This is a genomic window from Nocardiopsis camelliae, assembly GCF_028993595.1.
Lineage (GTDB): Bacteria > Actinomycetota > Actinomycetes > Streptosporangiales > Streptosporangiaceae > Nocardiopsis > Nocardiopsis dassonvillei.
Map to the genome: position 1 here is coordinate 4,460,957 of NZ_CP118614.1, position 19,164 is coordinate 4,480,120.

The following is a 19,164-nucleotide window of genomic DNA, read 5'->3' on the forward strand; positions in this document are numbered from 1 at the left end:
CAACCATCCCGGTCCCGGCTGTGGATGGCGCTCGGCCCCGCGAGGGGCCATACTCGTCCCCCACATGTGCGAACCTGGTCGAAAGGAGGCGAAACGGTGACTGCTTCTTTACTTCTGGGGCCCCTGCTCAGGCACCCGGGGGAGACCACCGCCACGGTGTGGGTGGAGACGGACGCCCCCTGCGCGGTGCGCGTCGTGGTCGACGGCGCCGCCGAGGCGACCGCGCGGACCTTCACCGTGCACGGCCACCACTACGCCGTCTGCACGGTGGCGGGGCTGGCCCCGGGCGCCCGCCTGCCCTACGAGGTCTTCCTGGACGAGGACCGGGTCTGGCCGGAGCCGGACAGCCCCTTCCCGCCCAGCACGGTGCGCACCGTGGACCCGGAGGCGCCCACGCGGCTGCTGTACGGGTCCTGCCACACGCCCACCCACGACTCGCCCGAGGGCGTGGTCCGCTACGGTCCCGACATGCTGCGCGCCACGGCCAGGGGGCTGGCCCGCGAACCGGTCGAGGGCAACCTGGCGCTGCTGCTCATCGGCGACCAGGTCTACGCCGACGAGGTGCGGGAGTCGATGCTCGCGTTCCTGCGCGAGCGGCGCGCCCGCGGGGGCGCCCGCGACGACCCCGACGACGAGGTCGTGTACTACGACGAGTACGCCGAGCTGTACCGGCAGGCCTGGAGCGACCCGCAGGTGCGGTGGCTGCTGTCCACCGTGCCGACCCTGATGGTCTTCGACGACCACGACGTCCGCGACGACTGGAACACCTCCGCCGCCTGGCGGCGCGCCATGGACCGGCGACCCTGGTGGCGCAGGCGCATCACCAGCGGCCTGGGCTCCTACTGGGTGTACCAGCACCTGGGCAACCTCTCCGAGCAGGAGAGGGACCGCGACCGGCTGTGGAAGCGGGTGCGCGACGCCGACGGCGACGCCGAGGAGCTGGTCGACGCCTTCGCCTGGCAGGCCCACAGCGAGCCGTCGAGCTACCAGTGGGGGCACCACCACGACTTCGGCGGGGTGCGGCTCGTGATGGCCGACACCCGCTGCTCCCGCGCCCTGGGCGAGGGCGACCCCTCCGACGGGTCCAGGTCGATCCTGGGACCCCAGGGCCACGACTGGCTGGACGGGCACCTGACCGGCGGGCCGGACCACGTCGTGGTCGCCTCGACCGTCCCGGTGCTGCTGCCCCCGGCCGTGCACCGGCTGGAGGCGTGGAACGAGGCGGTGTGCGCGGGCGCCTGGGGGCGGTGGCTGACGGGGCCCGCCGAACGGCTGCGCCAGGACATCGACCTGGAGCACTGGGCGGCCTTCCAGTACTCCTTCCGCCGCCTGTCCGACGCCGTGGGCGAGCTGGCGCGGGGCGAACGGGGACCGGCACCGGCCACCGTGCTGTTCCTGGGCGGGGACGTGCACTTCTCCTACCTGGCGCGCGCCCGCCACCGCGGGGGCGGCGCGAGCCGGGTGACCCAGCTGGTCTCCTCCCCGCTGTGCAACCAGGCCCCGACGAGCATGCGCCGCATGGTCCGGCTGTCGGTGAGCCGCCCGCTGCGCGCGATCGGGTGGCTGCTGACGCGGCTGGCGGGGGTCCCCGAGCCCGATCTGAGCTGGGACCTGGGGTCGGCCCCCTACTTCGGCAACACCCTGGGCCAGGTGGACTTCGCCGGGCGCGGGGCCCGGGCCTCCTGGTACCACTGCGCCCGGGGCGGGGGCGACGCGCTGCCCGACGTGCGCATGACCGCGGACCTCTGACGGTCGCCGCACCGGCGCGCGGCCCCCGCCCGCGGAGCGGGCGCGAAACGCCGCCGGGGGCGCCGCGGGCCGGGACCGGCCGACGGCGCCCCCGGACAGGGCAGGGCTTGTCAGGTCAGGGCTTGTTGGGCGTGGGGCGCCGACTGGACTGGGCGCCGCGCCGCGGCTTGCGCACCGAGAGCCCGAGGGCGCCGCTGCCCTGCTCCAGGATGTGCCGGGCCCGGTTCACCGTGCCGCGGGGCGTGCGGGCGGGGGCGGTCTCCGCCCCGGCGCCGTCCTCCGCGTCGTCCCCGGCCTCGGCGTCCCCGTCCAGGTGGGGCATCGCCCGGGTCGGCCGGACCTCCCCGCCGGGCTCCCCGTCCCCCGACGCGGCGCCCAGATGCGGCAGGACCTCGGTCGGCTTCTCCTCGTCGGCGGCCGGGGACGCCTTCGGGCGGCCGGGCTCCAGGTGCGGGAGCACGTCGGTGGCCTCCTGGTCCACCGGCCGGATGGGCCGGGTGCGCTCCGCGGCGGCCGGGTCGGCGGCGGTGTCGCCCACCTGCTCGCTCTCCTCGCGCACGGCCTCCTTCCAGGCCTTCTCCTCCTCCGACTTGCGCCGGTCCTGCCGGGCGTTCTCGGCCCGCCAGGCGCGCCAGCCGCGCACCGCGGGGGTGATGACCGGCCAGGTCACCTTCGCCGGGCGCGACAGCGCGTGCCACAGGTAGGCGGTGGTGCCCCACGCCTCCATGGCCCGGCGCGCCCTGGTGATGGTGAAGAAGGTGGGCAGGGCCAGCAGCAGCTGCGGCCAGGCCAGCGCCAGCGCGGCGAACAGCGGGTACAGGCCCCCGCCGATCACCGACGCGGCCGCGCCGATCACCACCGGCACCAGGGCAAGCGTGATGCGCAGCCCGGTGAACTGGCGGAAGCGGTGCAGCGAGCGGCGCGCGGAGACCTGCGGCACCAGCCCCTCGGGGAGGGGCGTGGGCTGCACGACCAGCGCGAGCAGCATCGTTCCGACGCCCACGCTGGCGGCCAGCAGTATCGTCCACCCCGCGGCGGCCAGTCCGCCGCCGACCAGCAGGTAGACCACGCCCAGCACGGGCAGCGGCGCGGGGAGCCAGAACAGCGCCCGTCTGCGCAGCTCACCCTCCTGAGTGGGCGCGAGAACGTAATCGATCATCGGACGGAAGAGCCGGGACCCTATCCTCGGTCGCTCGACCACAGCGTTGACCCCCCAAGAACGTCGTGACGGGGCGGTGCGGGGACCTTCGCCCGAGGATGACGCAGCCTCAACGGTCCCGTCGGCAACCCGCCCACCACAAAGCTATCCCTTTTCATGTGGTCCCCGGGCATACACAACCAGTTACCGACATACCCGGCTCTGGTGAAACTTCCATAAGGGGACGGACATGACAGGCAACGATCAGGTTACGCGGCGGGTTCCCCTCCGCGGGGCCGCGGCCGGAACCGGCCGACCCCGGAGGCGCCGGAGGCTGCCGACCCCGGAGGTCAGGCGTCGTCGGTCCGCACGAGCCGCCCGAGGGCGACCGCCACCCGCAGGACGAAGGAGCCGCGCCCGTCCGACGGCGTGCGCCCGGTGAGCTCGGCGATACGGCTGAGCCGGTAGCGGACCGTGTTGGGGTGCACGAACAGCATCCGCGCGGTGGCCTCCAGCGACGAGGCGTGCTCCAGGTACACCGAGAGCGTGTCCAGCAGGGGCGACCCCGCGCCCAGCAGGGGCACGTACACCTCCTCGACCAGCTGCCCGCGCGCCTCGGCCTCGCCCTGGAGCGCGCGCTCGGGCAGCAGGTCGTCGGCGAGCACCGGGCGCGGCGCGTCCGGCCAGGCCACGGCGGCCCGCAGCCCGTTGACCGCGGCGCGCAGCGAGGCCCCCGCGGACCGCAGGTCGGGGACGGCGGGCCCCACCACCACCGGGCCGGAGCCGAAGAGCCCGGCCAGCGGCTCGGCGGCGGCCGCGGGCAGGTCCTCCGCCGGGTAGCGGTCCCCCACGCCGATGACCACGACCACGCGGCGGCCCTGCATCCCGGCCAGCACGTCGTGGCCGAGGCGGCGCGCGGCCGAGCGCAGGTCGTCCAGGACCTTGCCGCCGTCGTCGTCGCCGACCTCCCCGGCCACCGCGACGACCGGGGTGTGCGACCAGCTCAGCGCCGAACCCCAGGTCTGGAGGCCGTCCTCATGGTCGCCGTGCAGCAGGGCGTCCACGATCAGGGCCTCCAGGCGCGCGTCCCACGCGCCCCGCGCCTCCGCGGCGCGCGCGTAGACCTTCGCGGAGCTGAAGGCCACCTCGCGCGTGTAGCGCAGCACGGCCTCGCGCAGCTGCTGGGCTCCGCCGGGGGCGGCCAGCTCCTCCACCTGGCCCTCGACCACGTCGATGACCACGCGGATCATGTCGACGGTCTGCTGGAGGGAGACCGAGCGCGTGAGCTCGCGCGGCGCGGTGCCGAAGACCTCGACGGTGATGGCCGGGCGTCCGCGCACCGGGTTGCGGAACCAGTCGACGAAGGCGGCCACCCCGGACTGGGCGACCAGGCCGATCCACGAGCGGTCCTCGGCCGACATCCGGCGGAACCAGCCCAGGCGCTGTTCCATGCGGGCCACGGCGGCCGTGCCGAGCGCGCCCATGGAGCGCTCCAGGCGGCGCACGGTCTCGGCGCGCACGCGTTCCTGCTCCGTGGGGACGGAGGTGTGCGCGCCCTCCGGGGCCGCCGTGGCGCCCTGGTCGTCCGGGGTCTGGTGGGGTTCGGTGTTCACCTCTCCAGGTTCGCATCCCGCGGCACCCGGCCGGCGGGCCGCCCCGTGTCCCCGGCGGGCGCGAACCGCTGGCGTGACCGGGCGCGCGCGCAGCGTACCGTCGGAGGGTGACCTCTCCCACCGGTTCCGGGTCCGAGGGAGCACGTTCAGCACCGTTTTGTGGAGTCCCAACAAACGGTGTCGAGTAAGTTCGTGCTCCTCCCCCTCTGACCGGTGATCTCCTACAGGGCAAGGTTGATGTCGTGCTTGTAATCGTTGCTCCCGGCCAAGGCGCCCAGGTTCCCGGCTTCCTCTCCCCGTGGCTCGAACTGCCCGGTGTCTCCGCGCAGGTCGAGGCGTGGTCCGAGGTCGCCGGGCTGGACCTGGTGCGCTACGGCACCACCGCGGACGCGGACGAGATCCGCGACACAGCGGTCGCCCAGCCCCTGCTGGTCGGGGCCGGCCTCGTCGCGGCCTCCGCCGTGCTCGGCCCCCTGGCCGCCCCCTCCCCCGCGCTGCCCGCCGAGGGCGCCCTGCTGGACGCCGTCGCGGGTCACAGCGTCGGTGAGTTCACGGCCGCCGCCATCGCCGGCGTCCTGTCCCCCAAGGACGCGATGGCCCTGGTGGCCGAGCGCGGCCGGGGCATGGCCGACGCCGCGGCGCGGACCGAGACCGGCATGACCGCCGTGCTCGGCGGCGACCGCGAGCAGGTGCTGGCGGCGATCGCCGCCGCCGGGCTGACCGCGGCCAACGACAACGGTTCCGGCCAGATCGTGGCCGCCGGTACCACCGCGCAGCTCGCGGCCTTCGCCGAGAACCCGCCCGAGCGGGCGCGGCTGCGCTCCCTGTCGGTCGCGGGCGCCTTCCACACCGAGCACATGGCCCCGGCCGTGGAGCGGGTGCGGGCGGCAGCGGCCCCCCTGTCCCCCTCCGACCCCACGGTGCGCCTGCTCTCCAACGCCGACGGCGCCGTGGTCGAGAGCGGACCCGAGTACCTGGAGCGCCTCATCACCCAGGTCTCCTCCCCGGTCCGCTGGGACGCGTGCACGCAGACCCTGGCCGACCTGGGCGTGACCGCGATGATCGAACTCACACCGGCGGGCACGCTCACCGGCCTGGCCAAGCGCGCCCTGCGCGGGGTCGAACTCCTCGCGGTCAAGACCCCCGACGACCTCGACCGCGCCGGCGCCCTCGTCAAGGAGCACGCCGGGAACCCCGCGGCCACCGACCAGGAAGGCTAACCATGTTCAGCTCCCCGAGAGCTCCCGGAGGCGCGGCGATCACCGCCTTCGGCGAGTACCAGCCCTCCCGGGTCGTGACCAACGCCGACCTCGAAGAGCGCGTCGACACCAGCGACGAGTGGATCCAGAGCCGGGTGGGCATCCGGGAGCGGCGCATCGCGGGCCCCGAGGACACCGTGACCAGCATGGCCGTGGCGGCGGGCGGCAAGGCACTGGCCGCCGGCGGCCTGTCCCCCGAGGACATCGACCTGGTGATCGTGGCCACCTGCACCGTGCAGGACCAGATCCCCAACACCGCCGCCACCGTCGCCGCCAAGCTGGGCATCACCGCCCCGGGCGCCTTCGACCTCAACGCCGCCTGCGCGGGCTTCTGCTACGCCCTGGGCGTGGCCTCGGACATGGTCCGCGGCGGCAGCTCCCGCAACGTGCTGGTGATCGGCTCGGAGAAGCTCAGCGACTGGGTGGACTGGGACGACCGCGGCACCTGTGTGATCTTCGCCGACGGCGCCGGGGCCGCGGTCGTCACCGCCTCCGAGGAGCAGGGCATCGGTCCGGTGGTGTGGGGCTCCTCCGGAGAGCGGGCCGCCAAGATCCACCTGCGCGAGGGCAAGTACCTTTGGCAGGAGGGCCAGGCGGTCTTCCGCTGGACCACCACCGAGCTGTACAAGGTCGCCCTGGAGGCGATGGAGAGGGCGGGTGTGGAGCCCTCGGAGCTGACCGCCTTCGTCCCCCACCAGGCCAACCTGCGCATCGTGGAGGCCATCGCCAAGAAGCTGGGCGCGCCCCAGGCACTCGTGGCCCGCGATATCGTCACCGCTGGCAACACCTCCTCCGCGTCCATCCCTCTCGCTCTCTCGCGAATGATCGGACGCGGGGAGCTGCCGTCGGGGAGCACCGTACTCACCCTGGGCTTCGGGGCGGGGCTGGTCTACGCCGCCCAGGTGATCCGCATCCCCTGAGCACCCGCCCGAACCCGCGGTCACACCACGCCGGCAGGGTCCGCGAGCCCGCGGCTCACGTGGTGTCCCCGAGCCGACACGAATCACCGAGCAAGGAGAAAGACGACATGTCCCAGCAGAGCCAGTCCCAGCAGAGCGAGCAGGAGATCCTCAAGGGCCTCGGCGAGATCATCGAGGAGATCGTCGGGACCGAGCCCTCCGAGGTCACCCCGGACAAGAGCTTCGTCGACGACCTGGACATCGACTCGCTGTCCATGGTGGAGATCGCCGTCGCCGCCCAGGACAAGTTCGGCGTGGAGATCCCGGACGACCAGCTCAAGGACCTCAAGACGGTCCAGGACGTCATCAACTTCATCCAGAAGTAGGCCGTTCGGGGCGGCGGGACCCACCCCGTCCCGCCGCCCGACCGCCGCCACGACCGGCTTTCCCACATCCGCCAACGCCCCCGGCCCCGCAGCCGGGAACGACCCACGAGAAGGGCGATCGGATCATGTCCAAGACCGATGTCGTCGTCACCGGCCTCGGCGCCACCACCCCCCTCGGGGGTGACGTCGCGACCACATGGTCCGCGCTCCTCGACGGCCGCTCCGGCATCAGCATGCTGCCGGAGGAGTGGCACGAGAAGCTCCCGGTGCACTTCGCCGGACAGATCGCGCAGGAACCCTCCGAGAAGATCCCCAGGCCGCGCATGCGCCGCCTGGACCGCACCCAGCAGTTCGCACTGATCGCCGCGCAGGAGGCCTGGCAGGACGCCGGTTCCCCCGAGGTGGACCCGATCCGCCTGGGCGTGGTGGTCTCCAGCGGGATCGGCGGCATCCTCACCGTCCTGGAGCAGTACGACACCTTCCGTGAGAAGGGCTGGAAGCGGGTCTCCCCCTTCACCGTGCCCATGCTCATGCCCAACAGCCCCGCCGCCGCGATCAGCCTGGAGTACACCGCCCGGGCCGGTTCGCACGTGCCGGTGAGCGCCTGCGCCTCCAGCGCCGAGGCCGTCGCCAACGGTGTGGACATGATCCGCTCCGGGCGCGCCGACGTGGTGATCGCGGGCGGCACCGAGGCCGCGATCCACCCGCTCAACATCGCCTCGTTCGCGTCCATGCGCGCGCTGTCCACGCGCAACGACGACCCGCAGCACGCCTCCCGCCCCTGGGACAAGGACCGCGACGGCTTCGTCATGGGCGAGGGCGCGGGCATCCTCATCCTGGAGTCGGCCGAGCACGCCGCCCGCCGGGGGGCCCGCGTGTACGCGCACGCCTCGGGCGTGGGCTACACCAACGACGCCTACGACATCGTCCAGCCCGAGCCGGAGGGCACCGGCCAGGCCCGTGCCATCACCCAGGCCCTGGCCGACGCCGACCTCACCCCCGAGGACATCGTGCACGTCAACGCGCACGCCACCTCCACCCCGGCCGGGGACGTGGGCGAGACGCGGGCGATCCGCACCGCGCTGGGCGACTCCGTCGCCGACCGCGTCGCGGTGACCTCCACCAAGTCCATGACCGGCCACCTGCTGGGCGGCGCGGGCGCCGTGGAGTCGATCGCGACCATCCTGGCGCTGCACGACGGGCGCATCCCGCCGACCATCAACATCGAGGAGCTCGACCCGGGCGTGACCGTGGACATCGTCCGCGACAAGCCCCGGGACATGCCCGCGGGCGACGTGGCGGCGATCAACGAGTCCTTCGGGTTCGGCGGCCACAACATCGCGGTGGTCTTCCGCCGCGCCTGACCCCCGCCGGACGCGGCCTTTCCGCGTCCGCGCGCACGACACCGCCCGCCGGGACGAACCCGGCGGGCGGTGTCGTGCGCGCCCCGGGCGGCGCCGCGGACGCGGGGGCCGGGACGGCGGGAAGGGCCACGGGCGGACCCGCACACGTCCGGGAGGGCGCCCCTCACCGTCGGTACGCGATTGCCTCCGGACGTGAACGCCGTCGAACCGCCCTCCCCACACCCCGGTGAAGGTGAGGGGAACAGCCGGGGACAAGTCTTCAGGTGGGACCGTTTCGGGGTCACCATGAGAACTGTGACTGCGCTGCATCCCCAACACACTCCCACGGCGCATCCGGACGGGCCGGGTGCGGTGGCCCGCCGCGCCCCGGGCGCTCCCGGCTACCAGCCCGTCGTCGACCTGGACTCGGGGACCGTGGTGGCCGTCGAGGTCACCGCCTCACCGCCGCCCTCCGCGCGGGGCTCCTACGCGGAGGTGACACCCCAGGAGGAGGCGGCCGTCGCCGAGTGGCTCCTGGCCCTGGTCCGCGAGACCTCCGTGTCCGAGAGCCTGCTGCCGATGGTCCTGCCGCTGCCCGCGCGGATCCTGGCCGGGGAGGGGTTCGCCCCCCTGGTGGAGAGCCTGTTGCGCCGTGCGGGCCGCCGACCGCGCGACATCACCTTCATGCTCAGCCCGGACATGGCCGAGCTGGCGCGCAGGACCGTGGTGTCGGGGGTCTCCCGGCTGCGCGCGGCGGGTTTCCGGTGCGGGTTCGGGACGGCGATGGTGCGCCCGGACCTGGTGGTGGAGGCCGCGCCGTTCCTGATGCGGATCGACCCGGCGATCGTCTCCGGTGTGGCCGGGGACCAGCGGCACGCCACCGTGGTGGAGGGCTTGGCGCGGATCGGCCGGGGCAGCGGCGTGTACGCGCTGGCCTCGGGCGTGGGCAGCGCCGAGGACGTGGTGCGGCTGCGCCGCTGCGGGATACGCGTGGGCACGGGGCCGTTCTTCGCCGACAGCGCGTGGCGGCCCGGCGAGCGGGTGACCCCCGTTCCCGAGCCGAGCGCCGGGCAGGGCGGGGAGGAGGACTCCGGCCCCCGGGTCACCGAGTTCATGGTGCCGCCCGTGGGACTGGACTCCGACGCCACCGCGGAGCAGGTGCTGGAGTCCTTCACCGGGGACCCGGCGCTGAACAGCGTCATCCTCATCGACCACCGGGACCGCCCGGTCGGGGTCGTGGACCGGACGCGGTTCCTGCTGTCGGTGACGGGCCGCTACGGGCACGCACTGCACGCCAAGCGTCCGGCGCTGCGGCTGGCCGAGTCCCCGCGCACGGTCCCGGCGTGGATGTCGGCGCTGGCGGCGCTGCGGGTGGCGGGCCAGGACAACGAGCGGGTCTACGACGACCTGATCGCCACCAACTCCTACGGCCAGTGCCTGGGCGTGGTGCACATCAGCGACCTTATCCAGTCCCTGTCGCGCAGCTGAGCGCCGGATCGGACGGCGCCCGCACCGGGTCCGGCACGGGCGCCGCCGCGCGCGGGCGGAGCGCTCAGTCCACGGGGTCGGGTCCCTTGGTGCCCGAGGGGCTGCTGGTGGGGGAGCTCTCGGCGGGGTCGAAGCCGTTGTAGGTGCCCTCCCAGGCCTTGCCCTCCTCGATGCTCCCGGCGATCCGGGACCGGGTGTCCTCGTCGTGCAGGTAGTCCAGCTCGGGGCGCTTGGGCAGGCGGCCGTCCCCGGAGGAGCGGCCCATGGCGCGGCGGCGCAGCCACGGCACCAGGTACTGGCGGGCCCAGCGGCGGTTCTCGCGGCGGCGCAGGATGCGGGGCAGCTGGCGGGGCGGGGTGGTCCACGGGTCGGTCCAGGACTCGGGCGGGCCCATGGGGAAGCCGAGCAGGTCGGCGACGCGCGCGGCGACGATCTGGTGGCCCGCGCCGTTGAGGTGCAGGCGGTCCTCGCTCCAGGCGCGGGAGTCGGTCAGCGCGTTGAGCGCCCACAGGTCGACGATCTCGGTGCCGGTGCGCTCGGCGACGGCGCGCATGTGCATGCTGAACACGGCGATGCGGCCGCGGTAGTAGCGCAGGACCGGGATCCACCCAGTGTCGTGGCCGGACAGGATCACCACGCGGATTCCGGCGTCGCGCAGCTGACGGATGCCCCACTCGAAGTGCTCGGCCAGCCGGTCCAGGTCCCCTCCCGGACGCAGGACGTCGTTGCCCCCGGCCAGGACGGTGACCAGGTCGGGCTTCCAGGCCAGCGTCTGGTCGAGCTGCTCGCCGAAGATGTGGCGCATCCGACGCCCGCGCACGCCCAGGTTGGCGTAGCGGAAGTCGGGGGTTACCGTGGCCAGGTGCTCCGCCAGTCGGTCGGCGAAGCCCCGGTACTCGCCGTCGGGGCCGCTGTCGTCTTCCATCCCCTCGGTGATGCTGTCGCCGATCGCCACGTAGGACCGGATGGGAACCGGTCTGTGGGGGCGAGCGGCCGCTGGGGGATTCGTCTCAAGGTCTGTCACATCAACCAATCATCCGGCTCGACCGTCCCACGCCTGCGCGCGCCGAGGGTGCGCGGGTACGGCAATCGTGGTGTCGGGTCGCGGTCCGGCCACCACCCGTGTCCGAACACCGTCGACCCCTGTCGGCCACCGGGCGCGGCCGTCCGGCCGGAAAGGTCGCCCGGGCGAAGGACAGTGCCCTTCCAGCATACCCGCGGCCGACGACGGAGTGCCTGGGACGGAGTGTGTCGGCACACCCCGCCGGGCTCCATGCTTCCCGGACCGGTCGTGCGCGCCCGTTGCGCGCGGGGGGCGCCCGTGTGAAGGCGCCGTGAACACCAACGAGCGGCCGCCCCGGGAGGAACCCGGGATCGGCTATGAGGTAGCTCACACGTCCGTGCAGGCCCGGGGGCCGGAACGCCCTTGTCACGGTCATCACACAACGCAGTCACGGTCCGGTCGCGGCGGACCCGGCACGCCCGGGGGTACCCATGCGGCGTCAGGGGACGTACGATCTCGGGGGAGTGCTCACGGCACCCCTGTCCCCCGGCTCGCCGTGCCCGCCCTTGGCGCACGGACCGGCCTCCCGTCCGGTCCGCCCCGCGGGCGAGGGACGCGTACTGTGGTGCATCGAACCGAAGGCCCGTGCGGTTCCTCCCCAATTCACGTGCAGACACCAGGAGGTCGAGGTCCCCAGCGGATGAACGCCGTCTCTCCGATCTGCCTCGTCGACCTCGCACCCGCACTGCGGTGGTCGAGGTCGCCGGACGTGGCTCCCCTGCTCCACCACGACCGTCTGATCGACGGCTGGTGGCACTCGCTGCCCGTCGCACGCGTCCTGGACATCGCGGGACCGCCCTGGCTCGCGCACGGCATCGCCCGTCTGGCGCTGGAGCAGTGGGCGCACCTGCCGCTGGCCGAGTTCCTGCCGAGCCTGCGCACCCAGCTGGTGGACTGCTCCGACCTCTCCGAGCCCGTGCGCGGCGCGGTCGTGGCCACCGCCGGGGACTGGGAACGCCTCATCTCCACGAGCCCGCAGGAGATCGGCGCGTGGGCGCTCGCCGACTGCGACCCCATGGACATCCTGAGCACGGTGGCCTGGCGGGCGCTACAGCCCTGCTGTGAGCTTCCCGGGGGCCCCACCCCCTCCCCCGCCCTGATGATGGAGGCCGTGCGCACCATCGCCCACTGGCTGCCCGACTCCGCGCCCGAGCACGTGCACAGCGCGCTGGAGTACCTCACCGCCGCCACGGGTTCCGGGACGGGGGCCGAGGGCCCCGGGCACGCGGCCCCGCCGCAGACCCCGGCGACGCGCGCGATCCGCACCCTGCGGGCCCTGCGCGCCCAGCGCGGCGAGGAGGCCGAGTCCTCCGGCGCCGCGGTTCCGGAGCAGGCGGCCACGGCCATGGTCAGCTCGGCCGCGATGATCCCCGGTTCAGCCCTGCGCACCGAGGCCGTGGACGCCGACGGCGCCCGCGGCGAGGGCGCGGGCGACCTGCGCTCGCAGTTCCGCAGCTCCCTGCTGGGCCCCGGGCGCACCCTGCGCCGCCCCAGCTTCGGTCCGCCCAAGGCCATGCGGCCCGACCACGCCCAGGAGCGCCCCCCGGCCCCGGCGCTGGGCCAGCACCCCCTGGTGGACCTGGTCGAGGAGATGTTCCGCTCCTGGCCCGAACTGGAGCGCACGGTGGCCGCCGAGCGCCTGTTCGCCACCGACCCCATCAGCATCCGCGTGCTCTCGGAGCAGATCGCGGTGGACGTCACCGAGATCCGCTCCGCCCAGCGCAAGGTGGAGGAGCGCCTGCTGCGCTGGCTCAACGCACCCGAGGGCGCCGCGATCACCAAGCACCTGCGCGAGCTGTCCGAGCAGCTGGGCGCGGCGACCACCATCGACCGCCTGATCAACGCCCACCCCGACCACCCGGTGGACGTGCCCACCCTCAACACGCCGCTGTGGCGGGTGATCATCACCCTGTTCACCGACCGGCGCATGCACAACGGCTGGCTGATCGCCGACGACCCCAACCGGCTGCGCTGGCAGACCCGGGAACTGCTGGGCGACGCCCCCAGCATGACCGAGGCCGGGATCCGGCTCAGCCGCATCGGCATCCGCCAGCAGGAGCTGCGCGCCTGGCTGCTGAGCACCCCCGGGGTGAGCCTGCGGGACGGGCACGTGTTCACGGACCCGTCGGTGCCCATGGAGATGCCCGCCAACCACCCGGGCCACACCGCCCCGGAGGACTCGGGGGCCACCACCGAGAACGGGCTGCCCATACGGCGGCGCGTGGACGCGCAGCCGTCCGCGGCCCCGGCCGAGCCCGCCCCCTCCCAACAGCACGGAACCGGCCCCGAACGGGCTCCCGCGGCCTTCGGCGCCGCCGCCCTGGACCCGCACCGCGTCGTGCCGCTGGGCCCGGCCCCCGGACAGGCCCACGGCCTGCCGCCCACGTCCCCGGTCGCGCAGCCCGCACCGCCCTCGCGGCCGGGTGCGAGCGACCCGGCCATGGCGGCCCGCTGCTTCCGCGCCCCGGACGGGCGCTGGTGGCACCGCATCGACATCACCGCCGACCACCTCAACGGCGCCCCCGTGGCCGTGCCCACCGGGTACGCCACCCACCTGGGCCTCCAGCCCGGGAGGCTGCTGTGCCTGACCGCTCCGGGCGCGGACCTGCTGGTGCTGGTCTGGCGCGACCAGCCGGCGTTCGACTCCCTGCGCCCCCTGCTGCGCCGCCAGGCCGCCCAGCCCGGCGACCGCGTGTTCATCACCGTGGCAGGGGACCGGCTGGACGCGCGCAAGCTGCCCGCCACCGACCTGAGCGGTTACTCCCCCACGGCCCGGGCGCTGCACCTGAGCGGCTACACCGCGCCCGCCTCCACCGAGGACGCCCTGAAGATCCTCTCCCGCCGGATCACCGACAGCGACGACGAGGCGTTCGCCGACCCCCAGTCGCTGGTGGACCTGCTGTCCCTGCGCGGTGACAACGACATCGCCGCGGAGCTGCGCGCGGGCATGTTCGCCGCGCACTAGCACGTCGCCACGAGCGCCCGTCGCCCCCGGCGGCGGGCGCTCTTCGTGTGCCCGGGGCCGCCGAGAGGTCCGGCGGCCCCAGCGAACGGGGCGTTACGACCCGCTGAAGACACACGAAGTCCGCATGAACGCACACAAAGACAGGAACAAAAACACACAAACCCTAGAAGTGGCCTTGCGCGTGTGGTTGACTACTCAGCGCCCCCTTCCGGGTGGGGTCCCCCCTGATCCACGACCACAATGAGGAGTTCCATGTCCGCCGTGCTCTCACGAGGCAAGTCGCTCGCCCTCACCATGGCCCTGGGCCTACTGCTGTCCCTGGGCCTGGCGGTGGGCACCGCCGCCCCCGCCGCGGCCGCGGGCACCTTCCGCCTGTGCAACGTGTCCTCCAACTACACGGCCTACGCCGACTTCGGCAACTTCACCACCTTCGTGGTCAACCCCGGCCAGTGCACCAGCACCGGCATCAGCTCCTCCGGCGTCTCCTACTCCGTGACGATCCGGGGCACCTGGGCCAACTCCCCGTCCAAGACCACCACCCAGTACCGGGTCCCCGCCGGTCGCAGCGTCGACTTCCACGCCGGCGGCACCTTCGCCGCTCCCCAGTTCAACCCCCTCGTCTACTGACGGACCCGGGCGCCCGCGCCCGAAGGCCCTGACACCGCACGGCCCCCGCGCACGACCGCGCGGGGGCCGCTCCGTCCCCGCGACGCGGACCGCCACCGACCGCCGCGGCACCGGAAGGGACCCCGGAGCCCCGCGGCGGCGGCCCCGGGCGCGCGAAACGGGCCGGCCCCCGAGGGGACCGGCCCGTTTCGCGCGTGCGGCGCGTGTCAGACGTTGAAGCCCAGCATGCGCAGCTGGTCGCGCCCGTCGTCAGTGATCTTGTCCGGACCCCACGGCGGCATCCAGACCCAATTAATTTTGACTTCGCGCTCGAACTCGTCCAGGGCGCTGGTGGCCTGGTCCTCGATCACGTCGGTCAGGGGGCACGCCGCGCTGGTCAGGGTCATGTCCAGCGTGATGGTGCTGTCGTCGGCGTTCACCCCGTACAGCAGGCCCAGGTCGACGACGTTCACGCCCAGCTCGGGGTCGATCACGTCCTTGAGCGCCTCGCTGATCTCCTCGACCAGCGCCTCCGCCTCCGGGGAGAGGGGGGCGCCCTCGGCGGCCTCGGTCGTTGTCGTCTCGTTCTCGCTCATCAGACGGCTTCCTTCTCCAGGGACTGCGACACGGCGTCCTTCCAGGCCATCCACCCCAGCAGGGCACACTTGATCCGCGCGGGGTACTTGGACACGCCGACGAACGCCACGGCGTCCTCCAGCACGTCCTCGTCGGGCTCGCCCTTGCCCTTGGACTGCATCAGCTCGGTGAAGGCGTCCAGGGTGGTCATGCCCTCGGCGACGGTGCGGCCGATGAGCAGGTCGGTCAGCACCGAGGTGCTGGCCTGGCTGATCGAGCAGCCCATCCCCTCGTAGGAGACGTCGCTGACCACGGCCTCGCGGTCGAGGCCGCCGGAGCCCTCGGCGGGGGTCAGCGCCACCCGGAGCGTCACCTCGTCCCCGCAGGTGGGGTTGATGTGGTGCGCCTCCGCGTTGTGCGGATCGCGCAGACCCTTGTGGTGCGGGTTGCGGTAGTGGTCCAGGATGATCTCCTGGTACATCGCGTCCAACTGCATGGTCAGGCTGTTCCTCGCTCTAGGGCCGGGTTCCGAAGAACTTCTGCGCGGCCCTGATGGCCTCCACGAGCGCGTCCACGTCCTCCGGCGTGTTGTAGAGGTAGAAGGACGCGCGCGTGGTCGCGACGACGCCGAGCCTGCGGTGCAGCGGCCAGGCGCAGTGGTGGCCCACCCGGACCTCCACGCCCAGGTCGTCCAGGACCTGGCCCACGTCGTGCGGGTGGATGTCGTCCACGGCGAAGGACACTGCGCCGCCGCGGTCCACCGCATCGGTGGGGCCGACGATCCGCACGCCCTCCAGGGCGCCGATCCGCTCCAGCGCGTACTCGGTGAGCGCGTGCTCGTGCTCGGCGACCCTCTCCATGCCCACGCGGGACAGGTAGTCGCAGGCCGCGGCCAGGCCGACGGCCTGCGGGGCCATCGGCACACCGGCCTCGAAGCGCTGGGGCGGGTCGGCCCAGGTGGAGTACTCCATGTGGACCACGCCGATCATGGAGCCGCCGGTGATGAACGGCGGGATGGCCTCCAGCAGCTCCCGGCGCCCCCACAGCACCCCGATCCCGTTGGGACCGAGCATCTTGTGCCCGGAGAAGACCAGGAAGTCCACGCCCAGCGCGGCCACGTCGACCGGCATGTGCGGAACCGACTGGCAGGCGTCCAGCACGGTCAGCGCGCCGACCTCGCGGGCCCGGGCGACGATCTCCCCGACCGGGTTGACGGTGCCCAGCACGTTGGACTGGTGGCTGAACGCCACCACCTTGGTGCGCTCGTTGACCAGGTCGGCGATCCCCGACAGGTCCAGGCGCCCCTCGTCGGTCACCGGGAACCAGCGCAGCGTCGCCCCGGTGCGCTGGCACAGCTGCTGCCAGGGCACCAGGTTGGCGTGGTGCTCCATCTCGGTCACCACGACCTCGTCGCCGGGCCCCACCTGGAAGCGGCGCAGCTCCTCGTCGGCGGTCGCGGAGTTGCTCAGCGCGTAGGCCACCAGGTTGACGCCCTCGGTGGCGTTCTTGGTGAACACCACCTCCCCGGCGTCGGCCCCGATGAACCGGGCGATGGTCTCCCGGGCCGCCTCGTAGGCGTCGGTCGCCTCCTCCGCGAGCTGGTGCGCGCCACGGTGCACCGCCGCGTTGTGGCGTTCGTAGAACTCACGTTCGGCGTCGAGCACCTGACGGGGCTTCTGCGAGGTCGCCCCGGAGTCGAGGTACACCAGCGGCCGCCCGTCGCGGACGGTCCGGGAGAGGATCGGGAAGTCCTCCCGGATCGCCGCGACGTCGAGCGGGGCCGCCCCGGCCCGACCGGACTCGCGGACTGTGGTCATCGGTTACGCGCCCGCCTTCACGAAACGCTCGTAGCCCTCGGCCTCCAGCACGTCGGCCAGCTCCGGGCCGCCGGACTCGGCGACGCGGCCGCCCGCGAAGACGTGCACGAAGTCGGGCTTCACGTAGTTGAGGATCCGGGTGTAGTGCGTGATGAGCATGACGCCCATCTCACCGCTCGCCTTGGCGCGGTTGACGCCCTCGGAGACGACCTTGAGCGCGTCGACGTCCAGGCCGGAATCGGTCTCGTCCAGGATGGCGACCTTGGGCTTGAGCAGCTCCAGCTGGAGGATCTCGTGGCGCTTCTTCTCACCGCCGGAGAAACCCTCGTTGACGCCGCGGGCGGCGAAGGCCGGGTCGATGGACAGGTCCTTCATCGCTCCCTGGAGCTCCTTGGAGAACTGGCGGAGCTTGGGGGCCTCGCCGCGCACCGCGGTGACGGAGCTGCGCAGGAAGTTGGACATGGACACGCCGGGGACCTCGACCGGGTACTGCATGGCCAGGAACACGCCGGCGCGGGCGCGCTCGTCGACGCTCATCTCCAGGATGTTCTCGCCGTCGACGAGGACCTCGCCCTCGGTGATCTCGTAGCGCGGGTGGCCCGCGATCGCGTAGGCGAGGGTGGACTTGCCCGAGCCGTTGGGGCCCATGATGGCGTGGGTCTCACCGGAGTTGACGGTCAGGTCAACGCCCTTGAGGATCTCCTGCCGCTCGTCCTCGCCGATGAGGACGTCGGCGCGCAGGCCGCGGATTTCGAACTTGGTCATTTCAGGCCTCAGGAATTCTTCTCATCCAGCGAGACGAGCACGTCTTCGCCGTCGATCTTCACGTCGTAGGTGGGGACCGCCTGGGTCGCGGGCGGGTTGATCGGCGCCCCCGAGCGCAGGTCGAAGCAGGAGCCGTGCAGCCAGCACTCGATGGTGCCGTCCTCGACCTCGCCCTCGGACAGGCGGACCTCGGCGTGCGAGCACACGTCCCGCACGGCGTACACCTCGCCCTCGCTGCGGACCAGGGCGATGGGTGTCTCGTCGTCGGTCTCGACCCCGAGGGCCCCCTCATCGGGGATCTCGGAGAGCTCGGCGACCTTCACCCAGCGTCCGGCCTCACTCATGGGCGGCCAGCTTGCGCTCGACCTTGGCCATGATCTCCTCGCGCAGCTCCTCGACCGGGATCCGGTTGATGAGCTCCAGGAAGTAGCCGCGGATGACCAGGCGCCGGGCCTCGTCCTCCGGGATGCCCCGGGAGCGCAGGTAGAACAGGTGGATGTCGTCGAGGCGGCCGCTGGCGGCGGCGTGCCCGGCGCCCTCCACCTCACCGGTGAAGATCTCCAGGTTGGGCACCGAGTCCACGCGGGTGTCGTCGGTGAGCTGGAGGTTGCGGTTGTGCTCGTAGGAGTCGGTGCCGGTGGTGCCCTCACCGATGATCACGTCGCCGATCCACACACCATGGGCGTCCTTGCCGCTCAGCGCGCCCTTGTACTCCACCCGCGAGCGGGTGTTGGACATGTTGTGGTCGATGAGCGAGCGGTGCTCGTGGTGCTGGCCGTCGCCGGTGAAGTACAGCCCGTGGAGCTCGGCGTTGGCGCCGCGCCCCTTGTAGGCCACCTTCGGGGAGAGCCGGACCAGGTCGCCGCCCAGGGTGATCACGATCGACTTGAACGTGGCGTCCTTTGCCACCTGGGCGTTGTGCTGCGAGACGTCGACGGCGTCGCCGTCCCAGTCCTGGAGGCTGATCAGCGTCAGGCGCGCGCCCTCGCCGACGTGGATGTCCACGCTGCCCGCGCGCACGCCCGTGCCGGTCTGGTTGAGGACCACGACCGCCTCGGCCAGCGGCTTGACGTCCAGGACGAACTGGTCGTAGCGCGTGCCGCCCTGGGCCTGGCGGTTGACGGTGATCGGCCGCTCCAGGGCCGCGCCCTGCGCGACCGTGATGACCGTGGCCTCCTCGAAGGAGGTGTAGGCCTGGGCGGTGACGCGGTCGGCGGGGAACCCGGCGGTGCCGAGCCGCGCGTCGCCGCGGCCGACCGTCTCGACGGTGGCGCCCTCGGGGGCGTCCACGTCGAGCTTGTCGGTGCCGTCGGCGACGGCGCTGCCGTCGTGCAGGCCCTTGAGGCGGCGGATCGGAGTGAAGCGCCACTCCTCCTCGCGGCCGCCAGGGACGGGGAAGTCGTTCACGTCGAAGGACCCGTGGGTGGCCAACTTGGAGAACGGGATCTCCCCCAGGCCGTGGCTGTGGGCCTTGGGTTCGGTGCTCGGGCTGGTCAA

Annotated in this window: 17 protein-coding genes; 8 read left to right on the forward strand and 9 right to left on the reverse strand. The window is 73.1% G+C overall.

The window, feature by feature from the left end:
• Positions 1–96 precede the first annotated feature (96 nt).
• Entirely contained in the window at positions 97–1,749 is a 1,653-nt protein-coding gene (locus PV789_RS19450; protein ID WP_274973965.1) for an alkaline phosphatase D family protein, read from the forward strand.
• A 115-nt stretch (positions 1,750–1,864) separates the two neighbouring features.
• Here the strand turns inward: PV789_RS19450 and PV789_RS19455 are convergent, their stop codons facing one another.
• Positions 1,865–2,908, reverse strand: a complete 1,044-nt coding sequence (locus PV789_RS19455; RefSeq protein ID WP_274973966.1) for an MFS transporter — start codon at positions 2,906–2,908, stop codon at positions 1,865–1,867.
• 329 nt (positions 2,909–3,237) lie between these two features.
• A complete protein-coding gene (locus PV789_RS19460) occupies positions 3,238–4,500 on the reverse strand; it encodes a PucR family transcriptional regulator (protein WP_274973967.1) in 1,263 nt (420 codons plus the stop codon).
• 242 nt (positions 4,501–4,742) lie between these two features.
• Between PV789_RS19460 and PV789_RS19465 the strand changes: the two genes are divergently transcribed.
• The 5 genes from PV789_RS19465 to PV789_RS19485 all read left to right on the forward strand — a co-directional run bounded on the left by PV789_RS19465 (position 4,743) and on the right by PV789_RS19485 (position 9,875).
• Complete coding sequence (locus PV789_RS19465) at positions 4,743–5,720, forward strand: ACP S-malonyltransferase (protein ID WP_212643652.1); 978 nt, start codon at positions 4,743–4,745, stop codon at positions 5,718–5,720.
• A 2-nt stretch (positions 5,721–5,722) separates the two neighbouring features.
• A complete protein-coding gene (locus PV789_RS19470) occupies positions 5,723–6,679 on the forward strand; it encodes a beta-ketoacyl-ACP synthase III (protein WP_274973968.1) in 957 nt (318 codons plus the stop codon).
• Between the two features lie 107 nt (positions 6,680–6,786).
• Complete coding sequence (locus PV789_RS19475; protein ID WP_047871741.1) at positions 6,787–7,044, forward strand: acyl carrier protein; 258 nt, start codon at positions 6,787–6,789, stop codon at positions 7,042–7,044.
• Positions 7,045–7,169: 125 nt separating this feature from the next.
• On the forward strand, positions 7,170–8,408 hold the full coding sequence (fabF, locus tag PV789_RS19480) for a beta-ketoacyl-ACP synthase II (protein ID WP_274973969.1): 1,239 nt from the start codon (positions 7,170–7,172) through the stop codon (positions 8,406–8,408).
• Positions 8,409–8,693: 285 nt separating this feature from the next.
• Positions 8,694–9,875, forward strand: a complete 1,182-nt coding sequence (locus tag PV789_RS19485; RefSeq protein WP_498047516.1) for an EAL domain-containing protein — start codon at positions 8,694–8,696, stop codon at positions 9,873–9,875.
• Positions 9,876–9,939: 64 nt separating this feature from the next.
• Here PV789_RS19485 and PV789_RS19490 read toward each other — a convergent pair whose 3' ends face one another.
• On the reverse strand, positions 9,940–10,830 hold the full coding sequence (locus PV789_RS19490; protein WP_274973971.1) for an SGNH/GDSL hydrolase family protein: 891 nt from the start codon (positions 10,828–10,830) through the stop codon (positions 9,940–9,942).
• A gap of 748 nt (positions 10,831–11,578) precedes the next feature.
• Between PV789_RS19490 and PV789_RS19495 the strand changes: the two genes are divergently transcribed.
• Both PV789_RS19495 and PV789_RS19500 read left to right on the forward strand, forming a co-directional pair.
• Positions 11,579–13,903 (forward strand): hypothetical protein, encoded by a 2,325-nt coding sequence (locus PV789_RS19495; protein WP_274973972.1) that lies wholly within the window; start codon positions 11,579–11,581, stop codon positions 13,901–13,903.
• 252 nt (positions 13,904–14,155) lie between these two features.
• The gene (locus PV789_RS19500) at positions 14,156–14,530 is read left to right on the forward strand and encodes a hypothetical protein (protein ID WP_274973973.1); all 375 of its coding nucleotides are present in this window, start codon (positions 14,156–14,158) and stop codon (positions 14,528–14,530) included.
• A 206-nt stretch (positions 14,531–14,736) separates the two neighbouring features.
• Here PV789_RS19500 and PV789_RS19505 read toward each other — a convergent pair whose 3' ends face one another.
• Genes PV789_RS19505 through sufD form a run of 6 tightly spaced genes read right to left on the reverse strand, consistent with a single transcriptional unit; the run spans position 14,737 to position 19,164 of the window.
• Complete coding sequence (locus PV789_RS19505; protein WP_212643647.1) at positions 14,737–15,105, reverse strand: metal-sulfur cluster assembly factor; 369 nt, start codon at positions 15,103–15,105, stop codon at positions 14,737–14,739.
• Entirely contained in the window at positions 15,105–15,581 is a 477-nt protein-coding gene (sufU, locus tag PV789_RS19510; protein WP_013153975.1) for a Fe-S cluster assembly sulfur transfer protein SufU, read from the reverse strand. The genes PV789_RS19505 and sufU overlap by 1 nt, the downstream gene beginning before the upstream one ends.
• Before the next feature lie 19 nt (positions 15,582–15,600).
• Positions 15,601–16,902: a cysteine desulfurase gene (locus PV789_RS19515; RefSeq protein ID WP_274973974.1), complete on the reverse strand. Its 1,302-nt coding sequence runs from the start codon at positions 16,900–16,902 to the stop codon at positions 15,601–15,603.
• 3 nt (positions 16,903–16,905) lie between these two features.
• Positions 16,906–17,667 carry a Fe-S cluster assembly ATPase SufC gene (sufC, locus tag PV789_RS19520; RefSeq protein ID WP_013153977.1) on the reverse strand — a complete coding sequence of 254 codons (762 nt, stop codon included), beginning with the start codon at positions 17,665–17,667 and terminating at the stop codon, positions 16,906–16,908.
• Between the two features lie 8 nt (positions 17,668–17,675).
• Positions 17,676–18,011 carry a non-heme iron oxygenase ferredoxin subunit gene (locus tag PV789_RS19525; RefSeq protein ID WP_274973975.1) on the reverse strand — a complete coding sequence of 112 codons (336 nt, stop codon included), beginning with the start codon at positions 18,009–18,011 and terminating at the stop codon, positions 17,676–17,678.
• Positions 18,004–19,164 (reverse strand): Fe-S cluster assembly protein SufD, encoded by a 1,161-nt coding sequence (gene sufD, locus PV789_RS19530; RefSeq protein ID WP_047869920.1) that lies wholly within the window; start codon positions 19,162–19,164, stop codon positions 18,004–18,006. Before sufD ends, PV789_RS19525 begins: the two co-directional genes overlap by 8 nt.